We start from the raw sequence: 16,354 nt of genomic DNA on the forward strand, positions 1-16,354 counted from the left end.
ATAGGCCGCCAGATCCGGGGATCAGGCGTCCTGCTCGATCAGCACCACGCCGATATTGTCCTTGCCGCCTGCGGCATTGGCCGCCTCGATCAAGGCCTCCTGCAATTGAGCCAGCGGCAGGTTTTCATCGAACAGGGATTCAAGGCTGGCGTCGCTGAGCATATCGGTCAGGCCGTCCGAGCACAGCAAAATGCGATCCCCCTGCTGCAGCAGCCAGTGACTGAGCTCGGGCTCCACCTGGGGCATGACACCCAGCGCTCTTGTCACCAGATGGCCGTAGCGCGAGGTCCTGGCATCGGCCTCGCTGATCAGGCCGGCATCGATATCCTGCTGAACCAGGGAGTGATCCCGCGTCAGGCGCTGCAGCCGGCCGCCCCGCCAGGCATAGGCCCTGGAGTCGCCCAGATGGGCGATCAGCACCTCGCTCGCCAGCACCAGGGCAGCCACCACCGTGGTGCCCATGCCGCTGCAACCGGGCGTGGACTGCGCGGCGGCATAGATGGCCGTATTGGCCATGTGCAGGGCGTCGGTCAGCTCCTGGGCAACCAGGTCCGGCGAATCCTCACTGTCGGAGCAGTGCTGTACTGCCGCCGCAATCAGGTCCACCGCCATGGTACTGGCCACCTCTCCCGCGTTATAGCCGCCCATGCCATCGGCCAACACGGCAGCAGGCCATGGCTGGAGCTGGGGATGGATGCCAACGGCGTCCTCGTTATTGAGGCGCTGCTGTCCAATATCGGCACGGGCCACCATGCGCACGGCGGGCCACACGCTGGAAGAACCGGGGGGGGCGGCTAGAGACATCTGAGAATCAGGGAACGACGAAAAATGGTGTCAGCTCTCGAGCGTAGCGCAGCCATTGGCAACCCAAACATCGGAATAGTCCCATATTCTAGGCTGCGCGAAGCCTTAAGTGCTCCGAGGCCCGAAACGTCTTTCACAGCGGCACCGGCAGGCCTCCTATCCGCCCCTTGAACTCCTGCAGCGAGAAATGCGTGTGCACCTGGCGCACGCCCGGCAGGCGGTGCAGCTTGCGCTGCAGCAGATCCGAATAAGCATCGAGATCGCGGGCCACGATGACCAGCAAAAAGTCCTCGGGACCCGAGATGCCGTGGAACATCACCACCTCGGGAATCGCGCACACGGCCTTCTCGAAGTTCAGCGACGACTCTTCGTTCTGGTGATCGATCGCCACCATCACAAAGGCCAGCACGCCAAAGCCCACGGCCCGCCGGTCCAGCGCAGCGTGATAGCCGGTGATCACACCCTCGTCCTCGAGATGCTTGATGCGCCGCCATGAAGGCGACTGCGACAGATTGACTCGCTGCGCCAGCTCGCCGGAAGTCAGCCGTGCGTTGTCCTGCAGCGCTTGGACCAGCAGACGGTCGGTCTTGTCGAGCTCACCTTGCATAAAAATACTCACCCATCTTAAATTATTAAATTAATTATCCAATTTAATAGGCGTTTATGGATAACCATTAAATCATCCCACAGGTCGGCAAATAGCATGGCTCTCCAAAGCCAAAACCACCACGGAGACACCCATGCCGGCCTTTGAGGAAATCGTCCAGCGAGAGTCTGGACTCAAGCAACAACTGTCCGCAGGACAGATGACCATGATCGCCATCGGCGGTGCCGTCGGCACCGGCCTGTTCCTGGGCAGCGGCTTCGCCATTGGCTTTGCCGGGCCTAGCGTGCTCATCAGCTATGCCGTCGGCGCCGTGATCTCGCTGTTGCTCATGGGCTGCCTGGCCGAGATGACCGTGGCCCATCCGACCTCGGGCTCGTTCGGCGCCTATGCAGAGCACTACATCGCGCCCATCGCCGGCTTTCTCGTGCGCTATGCCTACTGGGCGGCCGTGGTGCTGGCCGTGGGCACCGAGGTGACGGCCATAGGCCTGTACATGGGCTACTGGTTCCCCGAAGTGCCGCGCTGGACCTGGGTGGTGCTGTTCTCGGCCCTGCTGATAGGCGTGAACATGATGAGCGTCAAGGCCTTCGGTGCCGTGGAGTACAGTTTCTCCCTGGTAAAGATCGTGGCCATCGTGGCCTTCATACTGATCGGCGCCTGGGTCGTCTTCGGCACTCGGCCCGCCGGCGTGGGTTTTGGCAACTACGTCAACAACGGCGGCTTCTTCCCCAACGGTGCCTGGGGAACCTGGGTGGGCGTGATCATCGCCATCTTTAGCTACCTGAGCATCGAGATGATCGCCGTCGCCGCAGGCGAAGCCAAGGACCCGCAGCGCGCCGTCACCAGCGCCTTTCGCTCCACCATGGTGCGCCTGGTGGTTTTCTACCTGGCCACCATCGCGCTGATGCTGGCCATCGTGCCCTGGGCCACGGCTGGCAAGGAAGGCAGCCCCTTCGTGAAGGTGATGGAGATCATCGGTATCCCTGGCGCGGCCAGCGTGATCAACTTCGTGGTGCTCGTCGCCGCACTGTCGGCCATGAACAGCCAGCTCTACATCACCACACGCATGATGTTCAGCCTCTCGCGCGCCGGCCATGCGCCCGCCGTGCTGGGACGCGTCAACTCGCGCGGCGTGCCCCTGCCAGCGCTGCTGCTGTCCTGCCTGGGCATTGCCGTGGCCACGCTGTTCAATATCGTGAACCCCGAGCAGTCCTTCATGCTGATGATGGCCGTGTCCATGTTCGGAGCCATGTTCACCTGGTTCATGATCTTCGTGACCCATCTGTTCTTCCGCACCCGCCGCGCACGCCAAGGCGCTGCGCCGCTGGCCTTCCGCATGCGGGGCTTCCCGGCGCTGACGCTGCTCGGTGCCGCACTCATGCTGGCCGCGCTGGTGTCCACGCTGTTCACAGACATATTCCGCCTCACGCTGCTGACCGGCGTGCCTTTCTTGCTGCTGCTGGCTGCCGTCTATGGGCTGTGGTATCGCAAGCCCACCACAGCGGCCACTGCCGCCCAGACCATTGTCTAGGCCGCAGCCGCCCGTTCTATCCGATTTCATCTGCAAGCAAACAACACCATGACGACTGCCTCCGCCTCCGTTTTCGCCCATGTCCCCCCCTACCCCGGCGACCCCATACTCTCGCTGATGGAAGCCTTCCAGCAGGATGCACGCGCCGACAAGGTCAGCCTGAGCATCGGCCTGTACTTCGACGAGCAGGGCCGCCTGCCCGTGCTCAACTGCGTGCGCCAGGCCGCCCAGGCCCTGGCAGGGCACATCCCCCCCTGCGGCTATCTGCCCATCGAAGGCATTTGCGAGTATCGCCAACGGGTGCAGAACCTGGTGTTCGGTGCCGACCACGAGGCCGTGCACGCCAGGCGCATCGCCACACTGCAGACCTTGGGTGGCTCCGGCGCGCTCAAGGTCGGCGCCGATTTCATCAAGCACTATTTCCCCGATGCCGAGATCTGGTTCAGCGACCCGACCTGGGAGAACCACCTGGCCATCTTCGAAGGTGCAGGCCTGCACACGCACAGCTACCCCTACTACGACCCGGCCACGGGCGGCCTGCGTTTCGATGCCATGCTGGATACGCTGCGCGGCATTCCCTCGGGCAGCGTGGTGCTGCTGCATGCGAGCTGTCACAACCCCACGGGCGTGGACCTGTCACGCGAGCAGTGGCAGCAGCTGATTCCCGTGATCGTCGGGCGCGGCCTGATCCCCTTTGTAGACATGGCCTACCAGGGCTTCGGCGACGGCATCGATGACGACGCCTGGTCCGTGCGCGCTCTGGCTGCTGCCGGTGCCCAGGTCTTTGTGGCCAATTCGTTCTCAAAGAACTTCTCGTTGTACGGCGAACGCGTGGGCGGCCTGAGCGTGGTCTGCAACGACGCGGCCACGGCTGCCAATGTGCTGGGCCAGCTCAAGGCCACGGTGCGCCGCAACTATTCCTCGCCGCCCACCCAGGGCGCGCGCCTGGTACAGCAGGTGCTGCAGTCTGCCGAGCTCAGCCAGTTGTGGGTCGAGGAGCTGGCACAGATGCGCGGCCGCATCAAGGACATGCGCGCCCAGCTGCAGCAAGCGCTGCACGAGCGCTTCGGCGAGCGCCGTGACTTCGGCTTTCTGCTGAGCCAGCGCGGCATGTTCAGCTACACCGGCATCACCGAACCCCAGGTCAACCGCCTGCGTGAGGAGCACGGCGTCTACCTGATCCGCTCGGGCCGGATGTGCATGTCGGGTCTGTCTCGGGCCAATGTGCAGCATGTGGCCGACGCCATCGCCCACGTGCTGGCCTGAGGTCCGCCATGAAGCAAGTGATCGATATAGGCCTGCCGCCACTCAAGCAGCCCTTCTCCTGGGCCGTCAAGGCCTGCGGCAGCATGCTGTTCACGGCCCATGGTCCCGTGCGCGAGGACGGAAGCATAGACACCGGCACCATAGCGGAGCAGGCGCGCCTGACATTTGCCAACCTGCGCCGGGCCGTGCACGCGGCCAATGGCACGCTTGCCGACGTGACGCAGGTGCTCATCTACATGACCGAGGTAGGCGACATGCCTGTGATCGACGCCGTGTATCGCGAGTTCTTCGATGCCCCCTACCCCAACCGCTCCAGCATGGGCGTGGCCGCTCTCGTCGTGCCGGGCATGAAGATCGAAATAGTGGCCTACGCCATGCTGCCCTGACGAGCACTGGCATGCCAGCCCGCCGAGCGCAATTGCGTTCAATACAGGGCTGGTGCGCCGCGCGACACTGCAGCCCTTGTGCAGTTCCGCGTCCGCGCGCATCCTCATGTCCTCCTCACTGCTCGCCATGGGCATCTTCACCCTCGTCGGTGCCATCACCCCCGGCCCCGTCAACGTGCTGGCCCTTCGCCACGGCGCAGCAAGGTCCCGCCTGGCCTGTGCCTGCTATGTGCTGGGCGCCAGCGGAAGCTATGCCGCGGTAGTCTGGGTCATGGGCCAGGGTGCCCATTGGCTGATGCAAGCCCTGCCGCACCTGTCCACTGCGGCCGAGTGGCTGTGCGCCGCCTATCTGCTATGGCTGGCCTGGCGGCTGGCCCATGCGCCTGTGGAGACTCCTGTCACCGAAGCGCAGAAGCACAACGATTCGGCCCGCATGCTCCAGCTTCTGCTGCAGGGTGTGGCCGTCCAGACCCTCAACCCCAAGGCCTGGCTGGTGGCGCTGGCCGGTATCGGCCTGTTCGTGCTGCCTCAGGCCAATAGGGCCATGGCACAGTGGCAGTTCTGTACCATGTCACTGCTGGCCTGCCTGATCGGTGTGGGCTGCTGGGCGCTGCTGGGCCAGTGGCTGTCGGGCTGGCTGCACACACCGCGCCGCCAGCGGCGGTTTTACCGGCTGCTGGCCCTGCTGCTGGTGGCCAGCGTGGCGGCCATGCTGGCATGATGGCCGGCAGCGCTCACCGACACAGCCATGACTATCTCGCCACACCGCTTTCACCGCCACCCAGCCGCCCCCTGGGCCGAGCTGCGAGACAGCGCGCCTTCGCCGCATTGTTTCCGGCTGCACATGCATGCCGAGTATTCGATAGGCATCGTCGATGCGGGCTGCACCGTCTTCCACCATGCGCATGGACCGCAGCCCATCGAAGCCGGAGGGGTAGTACTGCTAGAGCCCGGTGCCTGGCATGCCTGCAATCCCGAGCCCGGCGCCCCCTGGGCCTACCGCATGCTGTTCGTCGATGCTGACTGGCTGCACGCGCGGCTGGGCGTCACCGCGATGCGCTTTGCGCAGCGGGCGCTTGCCGACGCGAACATTGCCCGCCTGGTGGACAGCCTGTGCCGTCCCGTCAACGGACCGACCGCGGCGCGGCGACTGGCCCTGGGACTGGAGCGGTTGATGGCCCGCTGTGCTGAACCTGCTGCAGCGCCTTTGCACGCCAATAGTGCCGAACTCCAGGCCGCTTTGAGGCGCCTGCATGCAGAGCCCGATGCCGGGATCACCGTGCAGTCCCTGGCCCAGGAATGCGGCATGAGCGCCACGCGCTTCATCCGCCGCTTCAAGGCCGCCACGGGCATGACTCCCGGCAGCTACCGGCTCAATCTGCGCCTCAACGGAGCGCGCCGCCTGCTGGCCTCCGGCACCGCGCTGTCCGAGGCCGCCCATGCCATGGGCTTTGCCGACCAGGCCCATATGCAGCGCGCCTTCAAGGCCCATCATGCGCTGACGCCCGGCAACTACGCCGGGATGCCGCGCTGAGCCGGCTGGGCCTGCGCCAAGGACATTCGCCGCCACGCCGCTGCAGCCGGTCATTCGCGGGATACTTGCCGCTTCGATTTTTCGCATGCGCAAGTCAGCAATGGCCAACTTTGACAGTATTCAGCAACGCGAGACAGGCTTGCAGCAGCACCTGAACTCCGCCCAGATGACCATGATCGCCATCGGCGGCGCCATCGGTACCGGCCTCTTCATGGGCAGCGCCTTTGCCATCGGCTTTGCCGGCCCCAGCGTGCTCATCAGCTACGCCATCGGCGCCTTCATCGGCCTGCTGCTCATGGGATGCCTGGCCGAGATGACCGTGGCCCACCCCACCTCTGGCTCCTTCGGCGCCTATGCCGAGCACTACATCAGTCCGCTGGCCGGCTTTGTGGTGCGCTATGCCTACTGGGGGGCCGTGGTGCTGGCCGTGGGCATGGAGGTCACGGCCGTGGGCAAGTACATGGCTTACTGGTTCCCGGCCGTGGACCCGTGGATCTGGGTAGCACTGTTCTCGGTCCTGCTGGCCGCCGTCAACGCCACCAGCGTCAAGGCCTTCGGTCAGGTCGAATACTGGTTTTCCATGGTCAAGGTGATTGCCATCGTGGCCTTTATCCTGATCGGCGCCTATGTGGTCTTCGGCACCCGGCCCGAGGGCGTGGGTTTCGACAACTACTTTGTCGACGGCGGCTTCTTCCCCAACGGCTGGTGGGGCACCTGGGTGGGCGTGATCGTGGCCATCTTCAGCTATCTGAGCCTGGAGTCCATTGCCATTGCTGCCGGCGAAGCCCAGAACCCCAAGCAGGCCGTGACCCGTGCCTTCCGTACCACGGTGCTGCGCCTGGTGCTGTTCTATCTGCTGTCGCTGGCACTGATGCTGGCCATCGTGCCCTGGAGCCATGCGGGCACGGACAAGAGCCCGTTCGTCAAGGTGATGGAGATTTTGCAGATTCCAGGCGCAGCCGCGGCCCTCAACTTCGTGGTGTTGCTGGCCTCGCTGTCGGCCATGAACAGCCAGCTCTACGTCACCTCGCGCATGATGTTCAGCCTCTCGCGCGGCGGCTATGCCCCCAAGGGACTGAGCAAGCTCAGCAAAAGCGGTGTACCGCTGGGCGCGATTGCCGTCTCCTGCCTGGGCATGGCCGTGGCCATGGTGCTCAACGTGCTCAAGCCCGAGCAGTCGCTGGAGCTGATGATGTCGATCGCCATGTTCGGCGCCATGTTTGCATGGTTCATGGTGTTCGTGACCCATCTGTTCTTCCGCCCGCGCTGGCTGCGCGAGCATCCTGGCCAGAAGCTGGAGTTCCGCATGTGGGGCTTTCCCGTGCTGACGCTGGTCGGGGCGCTGCTGATGGCGGGCGTGATCGTCACCACGCTGTTTACCAAGGAGTTCCACACCACCGTGCTGGTGGGCGTGCCGTTTCTGATCGTGCTGGTGCTGGTCTATGCTCTCTGGTATAGAAGGAAGAAGGTTACCCCCTGAGGCGCTAGCGCGCCTTCCCCCAAGGGGGACGACAGCCTTTGCTGCGGGACGGCCCTTGCTGGCTGTCCCGCACTCGGGCCTGTTATCGATCAAGAGCGACCGAACCCATTCATACACACCATGACACGCCAGATCTGGGATATTTCTCCTGCCATCCATCCTGCCGCACCGGTGTTTCCGGGCGACACGCCCTATAGCCAGGAATGGGTGGCCAGCATTGGCCCGGGCTGCCCGGTCAATGTCAGCGCCATTCATCTTTCACCCCATGTGGGCGCGCATGCCGATGCGCCGCTGCACTACGATCCGCAGGGCGCGGCCATCGGTGCCCTCGATCTGGATGCCTTTCTCGGCCCCTGCCGCGTGATCCACGCCATAGACTGCGGACCGCTGATCGAATGGCGTCACATAGCGCACGCCATCGATGCCGGCCTGCCCGAGCGCGTTCTGGTGCGCACCTACAGGAAAGCGCCCACCGGCTGGGACGCCGAGTTGGCCGCCTATGCCCCCGAGACCGTGCAAAGGCTGGCCGACCTGGGCGTCAAGCTGATCGGCATAGACACTGCCAGCATCGACCCCGCCAGCAGCAAGAGCCTGGACAGCCATATGGTGATCCGCCAGCGTGGCCTACGCGTGCTCGAGAACCTGGTGCTCGATGAAGTGAGCGAAGGCGACTATGAGCTGATCGCGTTGCCGCTCAAGCTCACCGAAGCCGATGCCTCGCCGGTGCGTGCCATCCTGCGCAGCCTGCCCTGAAGCGCTGGGCGCGAAGAAACCGATGTCCGCGCTGCGAGGCGGCTGGGCCGCCCCGGTCTCGGACACAATAAGCGGTTCCCGGTCCAGCCAGATTTGAATCAAAACCCGCTTCAGCGCAGACACAATCAGCGTCAGAAGCTATCAAAATGAGAGAAGGAAGACAATGACCACTTTGCAGGACTGCCAGGCTCTGGACGCCCAGGACCCGCTGCGCGCGCTGCGCGAACGCTTTGCCCTGCCCCAGGGCATGATCTACCTGGACGGCAATTCCCTGGGTGCCCAGCCCAAGGCCGCCGCCGCGCGCGCGGCCGAAGTGGTGACGCAGGAATGGGGCCAGGACCTCATCACCTCCTGGAACAAGGCCGGCTGGATCACGCTGCCCGAGCGCCTTGGCAACCAGTTCGCTGCCTGGCTGGGCGTGGGCCAGGGCGAACTGGTGTTCACCGACACCACGTCCATCAATCTCTACAAGGTGCTGAGCGCTGCCGCGCGCATCGCCCGCGAAGATGCGCCCGGCCGCAAGAAGCTGATCAGCGAGCGCAGCAACTTCCCCACCGACCTCTATATCGCCCAGTCCGTGTGTCAGGAATACGGCCTGGAGCTGGTGCTGCTCGAACCCGAGGAAATCGCCGACGCGCTGCAGACCGATGTGGCGATCTCCCTGCTCACCCATGTCAACTACCGCACCGGTGCCATGCACGATATGGCAGCCGTCACGGCCGCCGCCCATGCCAAAGGCATTCTCTGCGTCTGGGATCTGTGCCATAGCGCAGGTGCCGTGCCCGTGGACCTCAAGGGCGCCGATGCCGACTTTGCCGTGGGCTGCAGCTACAAATACCTCAACGGCGGCCCCGGCGCACCGGCCTTTGTCTGGGCGCATCCGCGCCTGATCAACCGCTTCTGGCAGCCGCTGTCGGGATGGTTCGGCCACGCCGAGCCTTTCAAGTTCGTGCCCGACTATCACCCCGCCCAGGGCATCCAGCGCTATCTCTGCGGCACCCAGCCCATGATCAGCATGAGCGTGCTGCAATGCGGCATCGACATCTACACCGAGGCCGAGGCTTTCGGCGGCATGGCCGCGCTGCGCCAGAAATCGCTGGCGCTGACCGACCTGTTCATCCAGCTCGTGGAAGAGCGCTGCCAGGGCCACGGCCTGGGTCTGGCGACACCGCGCGAGCATGCAGCACGCGGCTCCCAGGTCTGCCTGACCCGGGAAGAAGGCCTGGGCCTGGACGGCCAGAACAGCGGTGCCTACGCCATTGTCCAGGCGCTGATCGCACGCGGCGTGATCGGCGACTTCCGCAAGGGCGACGGCGGCACGGGCAAGCACAGGGACATTCTGCGCTTCGGCTTCACGCCGCTGTATGTGGGCTTTGCCGATGTCTGGAACGCCGTCGAGCATCTGCGCCAGGTGCTGGAATCGGGCGAATGGCAGCGGCCCGAGTTCAATACCGTGCATGCGGTGACCTGAGGCCTGCAGCCCGGGCACGGGCCGGCCGGCATCCGGTCAGGCCCGTGCCCAGCTCCAATTGAGTACGCCCATCAGCGCCACGGCGGCCAGGTCCAGCATCAGCACGCTTTGCTGCACCCAGCGCCGCTGGTCAGCCCCCTGCTCCAGCAGTTGCACGGCCATCTCCACCTTGCCGGGCGAAGCCATGAGCAGCAGCGAGGCACTGACGTTGTGCACCGCCATGAATGGCAGCAGCGGCGCGCCCAGCGCACGGGCGATCTCGGCCTGCGTGGCCGCAAACATGGCATTGGCCCCGGTATTGGAGCCGGTCACGAAGCCGCCCAGCGCTCCCACAAAGGGTGCGGCCAGCAAATACAGCGGCCCGCTGCGGGCCAGCACCTGCGCCAGCTGCGCGGCCATGCCCGAAACCGCCATCAGCACGCCCAGCACAATGAACAGCGCCGTGACCGGTGCCACCTGCTGCCAGGCGCGCCAGACCTTTGCCAGCGATGGGCGCGCCGGCCGGCCTCGCGTGAAAAAAACCGCAGCCACCAGCAGCCACAGTCCCGGCGAAGCCAGCCCATGCCAGGCAGCGGGCAGATCCAGGGTGCGCATCAGCGCTGCGGCCGCCAGCACGCCACCCAGCAGCAGCGCATAGGCGGCCAGCGCACGCCGCCCCGGTGCGCTCAGGGGCGGCTTGTCCGCGTCCGCTTGCGACACGCGCAGGCGCAGCAGATGCCAGCCCACCACCAGCAAGGCACCGAGTGCCCCCGCGGGCGCCGTGCCGGCCAGGGTATTCATCAGAGCCACGGTCGCCGTCAGCAACAGACCCGACAGCAGGCCCTGCAGCAGAGCCGGCCAGCGACGGTCCGGCGCACTCGCCAGAGCCGCCGCCGCCATGCCGGTGATGACAAACGGAATCACGCTGACCAGGGCCGAAGCCTGACCCAGCTCCTTGAACGGCAGACCTGCCATGGTGGCCGCCACCAGCGTCCCCGGCCCCATGGAACCCCAGGGCACCGCGCAAAGGCCCAGCAGGCCGATGAGCACCACCTTGCGCGGCGGCAAGCCGAAGTGCGCGAGCAGCGGTATGCCGATGGTCACACCCACGCCAAAGCCGGTGACCGACTCGGCAAACGGCGTGATGCCATGCACCACCAGCAGCACGGCGCCCGTACCGCTGCCGGCCCTGGCCAGCAGCCAGTCGGCCAGGACCTTCTGCGCTCCCGACGCGCGCAGCACCTCGGACAGCAGCAGCCCGCCCCCCACGATCAGCAGCACCTCCAGCAACACCGGCGCCCAGTGCATGCCCGCGGCCAGCCATGTCGCAGCGGGCTGCGCAAAGGCTGCAGCAATCACCAGTAGCGCCACCGCCACGCCCAGCGCTGCGGCATGCAGCGAGCGCCAGCCCGCCAGCAGGACGGCGATGACGGTGGCCACGGGCAAGGCACTGATAAACATGTACATTGCATTCATCCTCGAAAAATAATTTCCTATACGCAAAATTATTTTCTCATAGGAAAATTTTCAATACAAGAACAGACGCCATGAAAAGGAGCCAGGCTTGAACTCCACCACTGCATCGCAGGCATCGGAGCAGGATGCGCTTTTCGGCGCCGCCGTCCGCGCGCGCCGCGCCCAGCTGGGCATCACACTGGATCAGCTGGCCCAGGCCAGCGGCGTCTCACCGGGCGCGCTGTCGCGCGTGGAACGCGGCCTGCTGGCCACCAGCCTGCGCAATGCCATGGCAATTGCACAAGGTCTGGGCTGCGAGCTTGGCGAGCTGGTGCAAAGCGCACCCAGCGCGCAGATCACGCGCGCCGGCGAGAATCTGCGCTTTGTCGACGAGGCCAGCGGCGTGGAGCGCCTGGCCCTGGCCAGCCCCAGCGCGGGTGTGAACCTCGTGCATTACCGCTTTCCGCCGCATGCGGTCTCCAGCCATTTCGCGGCCCATCGCGCAGGCACGCGCGAGGTCTTTCACGTGCTGGAAGGCAGCATCGAAGTCTTTACCGCCCAGGAGCAGGTGCTGCTGCACGCGGGCGACACGGCCACGCTGGTGGTGGACAGCGAGCACCGGCTGGCCAACGCCTCGGGCCAACCCGCACGCTTGCTGCTGCTGGTGCTGTCGCCGCCGCTCTGAAGCGCTGCCGCCTGTCAATAGGCGCTGTCGGCCAGCGAGGCCCAGAGGTGCGCTGCCACCAGCGCGCGCCAGGGCTTGAACTGTTCCAGCCAGTCGCTGGCGGCACGCGCATCGGGCTTGTCGCTGCCGTTAAGCAGGCCTATGGCCCGGCGCACTGCCACATCCCCATGCAGGCTACCGTCGGGCCAGCCATAGCCGCGCAGCAAGGTGTAGTTCACCGTCCACGGCCCGATGCCCTTGACCGCCAGTAATTGCGCCGAGGCAGCGGCCACATCCTGCTCCTGCCACTGGCCAGCGGCGCTGCGGGCGGCCCAGTCGTCCAGCGGCAGGCTATCCTCGGCAACGGCCTGGGCCACGGCCAGCAGGGTCTGGGCCTTGGCCTGGGAAAAGCCCGCGCCGCGCAGCGCGTCCAGCCCCAAGGCCGCCACGCGCTGAGCATCGGGATAGGCATGCAGCGCCGGCATGCCCCCGTCTTGCGCCAGCGGCTCGCCCGCCAGCGCGATCAGCTTGCGCCGCAGCGAAACGGCTACGGCCACCGTGATCTGCTGGCCGGTGATGGCCCAGGTCAGCGCCTCGAAGGGCGTGGGCGAGCCGGGCACATGCAGGCCAGCCTGGCGCGACAGCAGCGCCCCCAGCTCAGGGTGGTCGCCATGCGCCAGTTCCAGCTGGCCGGGCGCGTAGATCAGCCCCAGCATGCGTTTCACCATGGCCTGCAGCGCTGCCCGGTCTGCCTCGGCCGGCTCTGCGTGCGCTGCATGCAAGCTGGCCTGCACCCGTCCGCTCTGCCATTGCAGCTGCAGCAAGGCGGGGCTGTGCTTCCACATGATGGCCTTGTGCAGGCTGCGCGCGCCGGCATCGACCCGCTCGGCCAGTTGCTGCTCGTCGCGATCATGGAAATGTACGAATTCGTCAAAGCGGTAACGCGCGGGCAGGGCAATGGAGACTTCAAGCAGCATGCGGTTTTCTATCACAGCGGGCTGCGCCGGAGCGCGCCTGTGCTTCATTCATGAAATTCATAGCTTCTATCGCTCATCAATCAATGATTTCAGATAGATATCCATCTAAAAACGTTGAGTAGCATGCGATAGCAGCTCTCTTTAAGAGAGCTTGGGTTGGGCCTGCTGGGCCTCGCGCAGCAGCAGCGCGCGCTTGCGCTCCACGCCCCAGCGATAGCCCGAAATGCTGCCGTCGTTGCGCAGCACACGGTGACAGGGCACGGCCACGGCAATCGGATTGGCCGCCACCGCGCTGGCCACGGCCCGCGTGGCACTTGGCTGGCCCAGATGCCGGGCCAGTTCGCTGTAGCTGACGGTCTGCCCGGCCGGAATGCGCTGCAGCGCCTGCCAGACGCGCTGCTGAAACGCCGTGCCCTGAATATCCAGCGGCAGGGCCAGCCCCAGCCGGGGCTGCTCCATCAGCGCCACCACCTGGGCCACGGTCTGTTCATACCGGGCATCGGCACCGATCAGCTGCGCCGCCGCAAAACGCCGCTGCAGATCGTCGACCAGCGCATGCGGGTCATCGCCCAGCAGCACGCAGCACACGCCCTTGTCGGTGCTGGCCACCAGCAGGCTGCCCAGCGAGCATTCGGCCAGGGCAAAGCGGATGCGCTGGTCCTGGCCGCGCCTGCGATAGGACTGCGGCGCCATGCCCAGCATGGCCGGTGCGTCCTTGTAGAAGCTGCTGCTGGCTTCATAGCCGCTCAGATAGGCCGCATCGGTAACCGACTCGCTGGCCTCCTGCGCCAGCGCATCGCGCACATGCCTGCCGCGATGGGCCTTGGCATAGGCCTTGGGCGTGAGCCCCGTGGCACGCTTGAAGCTGCGGTGCAGCTGCCAGGGGCTGAGCCCCAGCCGCTGGGCCAGCTCATCCAGCGCGGGCATGGGCTCTTCGCTCTCCAGCCAGCGGCAGCACAGGACCATGCGCTCATCGATTGGCGGGTTGGCGGCGGCTGTAGAGGGCAGAGGACTGGACATGGCTTGAATCTCGGCTGAGTGCGTTTTCCGTCACGGGTCTGTGACTGGCCTGAATTTACGCAAAGCTTTGGCAGCTTGCATCCACGTTCTTGCAGGCTTTGCGGGCCCGGATTCGGTTACGCTGCGCGCACCGATCCAACAAACATGATTTCACCATGACGAACGAATCCTCCGGCTGCCCTCTGCATGGCGGCGCAGCCATCGTCCGCGACGAGAAAGCCCAGCTCGACTTCAGCCGCGACATGAGCTATGGCGACTATCTGCATCTGGACCAGATTCTCACGGCCCAGCACCCGCTGTCGCCGGCCCATGACGAGATGCTGTTCATCGTGCAGCACCAGACCAGCGAGCTGTGGATGAAGCTGATGCTGCACGAGGTGCGCGCGGCCACCGCCGCCATTGCCAATGCCTCGGGCACGACCAAGCCCGATGCCTTCAAGATGCTGGCGCGCGTCTCGCGCATCATGGAGCAGCTGGTCAGCGCCTGGACCGTGCTGTCCACCATGACGCCGCCCGAATACTCGGCCATGCGCCCCTATCTGGCCAACTCCAGCGGCTTCCAGAGCTACCAGTACCGCTGCATCGAGTTCGCGCTGGGCAACAAGAACGCGGCCATGCTCCAGCCCCACGCGCATCGCTCGGACCTGCTGGCCCAGGTACAGGCCGCCTACGAATCACCATCGCTGTACGACGTGGCCCTGCAGCTGCTGGCGCGCGAAGGCATCGCCGTGCCTGCCGACCGCCTGCAGCGCGACTGGACCCAGCCCTATGAAGCCAGCGAGGGCGTCAAGCAGGCCTGGATCACCGTCTACCGCGATCCGCACAAGCACTGGGATCTGTACCAGCTGGGCGAAAAGCTGGCCGATATCGAAGACGCCTTCCGTCTCTGGCGCTTCCGCCACCTGACCACGGTGGAGCGCGTCATCGGCTTCAAGCGCGGCACGGGCGGCACCGGCGGCGTGAGCTACCTCAAGAAGATGCTGGACGTGGTACTGTTTCCCGAGATCTGGAGCCTGCGCACCGAGCTGTAAGCGGGCCCGGCCATCGCCACTCAGGCTGCCCCTGCTGCTCTTTCGTGACAGCGCGGGCAGCCTGAATTATTTAGGCTCCGTGCAAAACCTAACATCACAACTAACTGCCCATGCCTTCCGATCACAGCGCCGCCCCGGCTGCGCCGAACCCCAGCCCGAAGCCCGACTCCTCCGCCTGGGCCATGCTGGTCTGCCTGCTCACGGGCTTTGCACTGAGCCAGGCCTTTCGCACGGTCACCTCCATCATCGCCGACGGTCTGCGCACGGACTTTGGCCTCTCCGCGCAGTCGCTAGGCTCGTTTGCCGGGCTGTTTGCGCTGTCCTTCGGCGTGGCGCAGCTGCTCATGGGCATAGGCATGGATATCTACGGCCTGCGCCGTACCGTGCTGCTGGCCTTTCCGCTGTCGATTGCGGGCGCCGCGCTGTCCGCACTGGCACCCAGCTATTCCTGGCTGATGCTGGGCCAGTTGCTGATCGGCGTGGGCTGCTCGCCCGCCTTTCTGGCCAGCACCATGTTCATCGCACGCCACTTTCCAGCCGATAAATTTGCCTATCTCTCGGGCATAGGCCTGGGTCTGGGCGGACTGGGCCTGCTGTTCACCGGCACGCCCATGGCCTGGCTGGTGCAGCATCTGGGCTGGCGTGCCGGCTTTGTGCTGCTGGCGGTGCTGAGTGTGTTGTCCTGGCTGCTGATCTTCTTCAAGGTGCACGAGCCCGAACTGCCCGGCGACGCACTGCCCAAGCCCGGTTTCATGCAGGCGCTGCAGGGTTTTGGCAGCCTGCTGCTGCTGCCTCACACCTGGGGTATCGTGCTGCTGGGCATGGTCAGCTATGCCTCGTTTCTCACGGTGCGCGGACTCTGGCTCAGCCCCATGCTGATGGACCGCTACCAGTTCTCCCTGGTCACCACCGGCAACGTGGCCCTGGCCTGCTCCGTCATTTCGCTGTTCGTGCCTTCCATGTTCGGCCGGCTCGATCCGGGACCTGCCAGACGCCGCCAGCGCATCGCACGCTTTGCGCTGCTGATGGCCGGCATTTTTGTGGCCCTGGCCCTGGTCCACCAGTCCGTGGGCAGCGTGGTTCTGCTGATGGCCATGAGCGTGCTGTCGGGCTACGGCACGCTCATCTATGCCGATGTGCGCTCCTCCTACCCGCCGGCCACGACGGGACGCGCCCTGTCCATCTTCACCATGGCCATGTTTCTCGGAGCCGCACTCATGCAGTGGCTGTCGGGTCTGGTCGCAGGGGTTGCGGAGCGCCAGAATGCCGACATCTACCAGGCCGTGATGCTGATGATTGCCGCCATGCTTGGTGGCGGCGTGCTGGCCTACCGGGTCATCAAGCCCTCGCCGCTGCTGCTCAAGGCCGATCACTAGAGCACGGCGGGAGCTGCGCC

16 protein-coding genes are annotated in these 16,354 nt (G+C 65.5%); 11 read left to right on the top strand and 5 right to left on the bottom strand.

All coding sequences use genetic code 11. The annotated features are described in order from the left end of the window. Positions 1-21: 21 nt before the first annotated feature. Both FSY59_RS26450 and FSY59_RS26455 read right to left on the bottom strand, forming a co-directional pair. Positions 22-753 (bottom strand): Stp1/IreP family PP2C-type Ser/Thr phosphatase, encoded by a 732-nt coding sequence (locus tag FSY59_RS26450; RefSeq protein WP_019042649.1) that lies wholly within the window; start codon positions 751-753, stop codon positions 22-24. Positions 754-937: 184 nt separating this feature from the next. Beyond that, the gene (locus FSY59_RS26455; protein WP_003052561.1) at positions 938-1,411 is read right to left on the bottom strand and encodes an Lrp/AsnC family transcriptional regulator; all 474 of its coding nucleotides are present in this window, start codon (positions 1,409-1,411) and stop codon (positions 938-940) included. Positions 1,412-1,544: 133 nt separating this feature from the next. Between FSY59_RS26455 and FSY59_RS26460 the strand changes: the two genes are divergently transcribed. The 8 genes from FSY59_RS26460 to kynU all read left to right on the top strand — a co-directional run bounded on the left by FSY59_RS26460 (position 1,545) and on the right by kynU (position 9,832). Further along, positions 1,545-2,942 carry an amino acid permease gene (locus FSY59_RS26460; RefSeq protein WP_148729984.1) on the top strand — a complete coding sequence of 466 codons (1,398 nt, stop codon included), beginning with the start codon at positions 1,545-1,547 and terminating at the stop codon, positions 2,940-2,942. Positions 2,943-2,990: 48 nt separating this feature from the next. Beyond that, positions 2,991-4,208 (top strand): amino acid aminotransferase, encoded by a 1,218-nt coding sequence (locus FSY59_RS26465; RefSeq protein WP_148729985.1) that lies wholly within the window; start codon positions 2,991-2,993, stop codon positions 4,206-4,208. A gap of 8 nt (positions 4,209-4,216) precedes the next feature. Continuing rightward, a complete protein-coding gene (locus FSY59_RS26470) occupies positions 4,217-4,594 on the top strand; it encodes a RidA family protein (protein ID WP_148729986.1) in 378 nt (125 codons plus the stop codon). A gap of 106 nt (positions 4,595-4,700) precedes the next feature. Next, positions 4,701-5,315 carry a LysE family translocator gene (locus tag FSY59_RS26475; protein ID WP_148729987.1) on the top strand — a complete coding sequence of 205 codons (615 nt, stop codon included), beginning with the start codon at positions 4,701-4,703 and terminating at the stop codon, positions 5,313-5,315. Positions 5,316-5,342: 27 nt separating this feature from the next. Further along, positions 5,343-6,128: an AraC family transcriptional regulator gene (locus FSY59_RS26480; RefSeq protein WP_148729988.1), complete on the top strand. Its 786-nt coding sequence runs from the start codon at positions 5,343-5,345 to the stop codon at positions 6,126-6,128. Between the two features lie 100 nt (positions 6,129-6,228). Beyond that, a complete protein-coding gene (locus FSY59_RS26485; protein WP_003052550.1) occupies positions 6,229-7,608 on the top strand; it encodes an amino acid permease in 1,380 nt (459 codons plus the stop codon). A 120-nt stretch (positions 7,609-7,728) separates the two neighbouring features. After that, the gene (kynB, locus tag FSY59_RS26490) at positions 7,729-8,361 is read left to right on the top strand and encodes an arylformamidase (RefSeq protein ID WP_148729989.1); all 633 of its coding nucleotides are present in this window, start codon (positions 7,729-7,731) and stop codon (positions 8,359-8,361) included. Positions 8,362-8,524: 163 nt separating this feature from the next. Further along, positions 8,525-9,832: a kynureninase gene (kynU, locus tag FSY59_RS26495; protein ID WP_043374457.1), complete on the top strand. Its 1,308-nt coding sequence runs from the start codon at positions 8,525-8,527 to the stop codon at positions 9,830-9,832. A 36-nt stretch (positions 9,833-9,868) separates the two neighbouring features. Here kynU and FSY59_RS26500 read toward each other — a convergent pair whose 3' ends face one another. Continuing rightward, positions 9,869-11,278, bottom strand: a complete 1,410-nt coding sequence (locus FSY59_RS26500; RefSeq protein WP_148729990.1) for an SLC13 family permease — start codon at positions 11,276-11,278, stop codon at positions 9,869-9,871. 97 nt (positions 11,279-11,375) lie between these two features. Here FSY59_RS26500 and FSY59_RS26505 point away from each other — a divergent pair, with 97 nt between their 5' ends. Then, positions 11,376-11,951, top strand: coding sequence for a helix-turn-helix domain-containing protein (locus FSY59_RS26505; protein ID WP_003052541.1), 576 nt, complete (start codon positions 11,376-11,378; stop codon positions 11,949-11,951). 14 nt (positions 11,952-11,965) lie between these two features. On the opposite strand, the gene FSY59_RS26510 is transcribed toward FSY59_RS26505, so the two are convergent. Both FSY59_RS26510 and FSY59_RS26515 read right to left on the bottom strand, forming a co-directional pair. After that, complete coding sequence (locus FSY59_RS26510) at positions 11,966-12,907, bottom strand: DNA-3-methyladenine glycosylase (protein WP_255439789.1); 942 nt, start codon at positions 12,905-12,907, stop codon at positions 11,966-11,968. A 141-nt stretch (positions 12,908-13,048) separates the two neighbouring features. Continuing rightward, positions 13,049-13,927 carry a methylated-DNA--[protein]-cysteine S-methyltransferase gene (locus FSY59_RS26515; protein WP_051962221.1) on the bottom strand — a complete coding sequence of 293 codons (879 nt, stop codon included), beginning with the start codon at positions 13,925-13,927 and terminating at the stop codon, positions 13,049-13,051. A 155-nt stretch (positions 13,928-14,082) separates the two neighbouring features. Here FSY59_RS26515 and kynA point away from each other — a divergent pair, with 155 nt between their 5' ends. Further along, positions 14,083-14,958, top strand: a complete 876-nt coding sequence (gene kynA, locus FSY59_RS26520) for a tryptophan 2,3-dioxygenase (RefSeq protein WP_043374464.1) — start codon at positions 14,083-14,085, stop codon at positions 14,956-14,958. Between the two features lie 110 nt (positions 14,959-15,068). Continuing rightward, the gene (locus FSY59_RS26525) at positions 15,069-16,334 is read left to right on the top strand and encodes a nitrate/nitrite transporter (protein ID WP_043374467.1); all 1,266 of its coding nucleotides are present in this window, start codon (positions 15,069-15,071) and stop codon (positions 16,332-16,334) included. The last annotated feature ends 20 nt before the right edge of the window (positions 16,335-16,354 follow it).

Source organism: Comamonas sp. Z3 (genome assembly GCF_008121565.1).
Classification (GTDB): Bacteria; Pseudomonadota; Gammaproteobacteria; order Burkholderiales; family Burkholderiaceae_C; genus Comamonas; species Comamonas brasiliensis.

What these genes read in the sequence shown, in the direction of transcription:
- FSY59_RS26450 (WP_019042649.1), bottom strand. Translation starts at nt 753, where the DNA reads ATGGTGGCCCGTGCCGATATTGGACAGCAGCGCCTCAATAACGAGGAC.
- FSY59_RS26455 (WP_003052561.1), bottom strand. Translation starts at nt 1,411, where the DNA reads ATGCAAGGTGAGCTCGACAAGACCGACCGTCTGCTGGTCCAAGCGCTG.
- FSY59_RS26460 (WP_148729984.1), top strand. Translation starts at nt 1,545, where the DNA reads ATGCCGGCCTTTGAGGAAATCGTCCAGCGAGAGTCTGGACTCAAGCAA.
- FSY59_RS26465 (WP_148729985.1), top strand. Translation starts at nt 2,991, where the DNA reads ATGACGACTGCCTCCGCCTCCGTTTTCGCCCATGTCCCCCCCTACCCC.
- FSY59_RS26470 (WP_148729986.1), top strand. Translation starts at nt 4,217, where the DNA reads ATGAAGCAAGTGATCGATATAGGCCTGCCGCCACTCAAGCAGCCCTTC.
- FSY59_RS26475 (WP_148729987.1), top strand. Translation starts at nt 4,701, where the DNA reads ATGTCCTCCTCACTGCTCGCCATGGGCATCTTCACCCTCGTCGGTGCC.
- FSY59_RS26480 (WP_148729988.1), top strand. Translation starts at nt 5,343, where the DNA reads ATGACTATCTCGCCACACCGCTTTCACCGCCACCCAGCCGCCCCCTGG.
- FSY59_RS26485 (WP_003052550.1), top strand. Translation starts at nt 6,229, where the DNA reads ATGGCCAACTTTGACAGTATTCAGCAACGCGAGACAGGCTTGCAGCAG.
- kynB (WP_148729989.1), top strand. Translation starts at nt 7,729, where the DNA reads ATGACACGCCAGATCTGGGATATTTCTCCTGCCATCCATCCTGCCGCA.
- kynU (WP_043374457.1), top strand. Translation starts at nt 8,525, where the DNA reads ATGACCACTTTGCAGGACTGCCAGGCTCTGGACGCCCAGGACCCGCTG.
- FSY59_RS26500 (WP_148729990.1), bottom strand. Translation starts at nt 11,278, where the DNA reads ATGTACATGTTTATCAGTGCCTTGCCCGTGGCCACCGTCATCGCCGTC.
- FSY59_RS26510 (WP_255439789.1), bottom strand. Translation starts at nt 12,907, where the DNA reads ATGCTGCTTGAAGTCTCCATTGCCCTGCCCGCGCGTTACCGCTTTGAC.
- FSY59_RS26515 (WP_051962221.1), bottom strand. Translation starts at nt 13,927, where the DNA reads ATGTCCAGTCCTCTGCCCTCTACAGCCGCCGCCAACCCGCCAATCGAT.
- kynA (WP_043374464.1), top strand. Translation starts at nt 14,083, where the DNA reads ATGACGAACGAATCCTCCGGCTGCCCTCTGCATGGCGGCGCAGCCATC.
- FSY59_RS26525 (WP_043374467.1), top strand. Translation starts at nt 15,069, where the DNA reads ATGCCTTCCGATCACAGCGCCGCCCCGGCTGCGCCGAACCCCAGCCCG.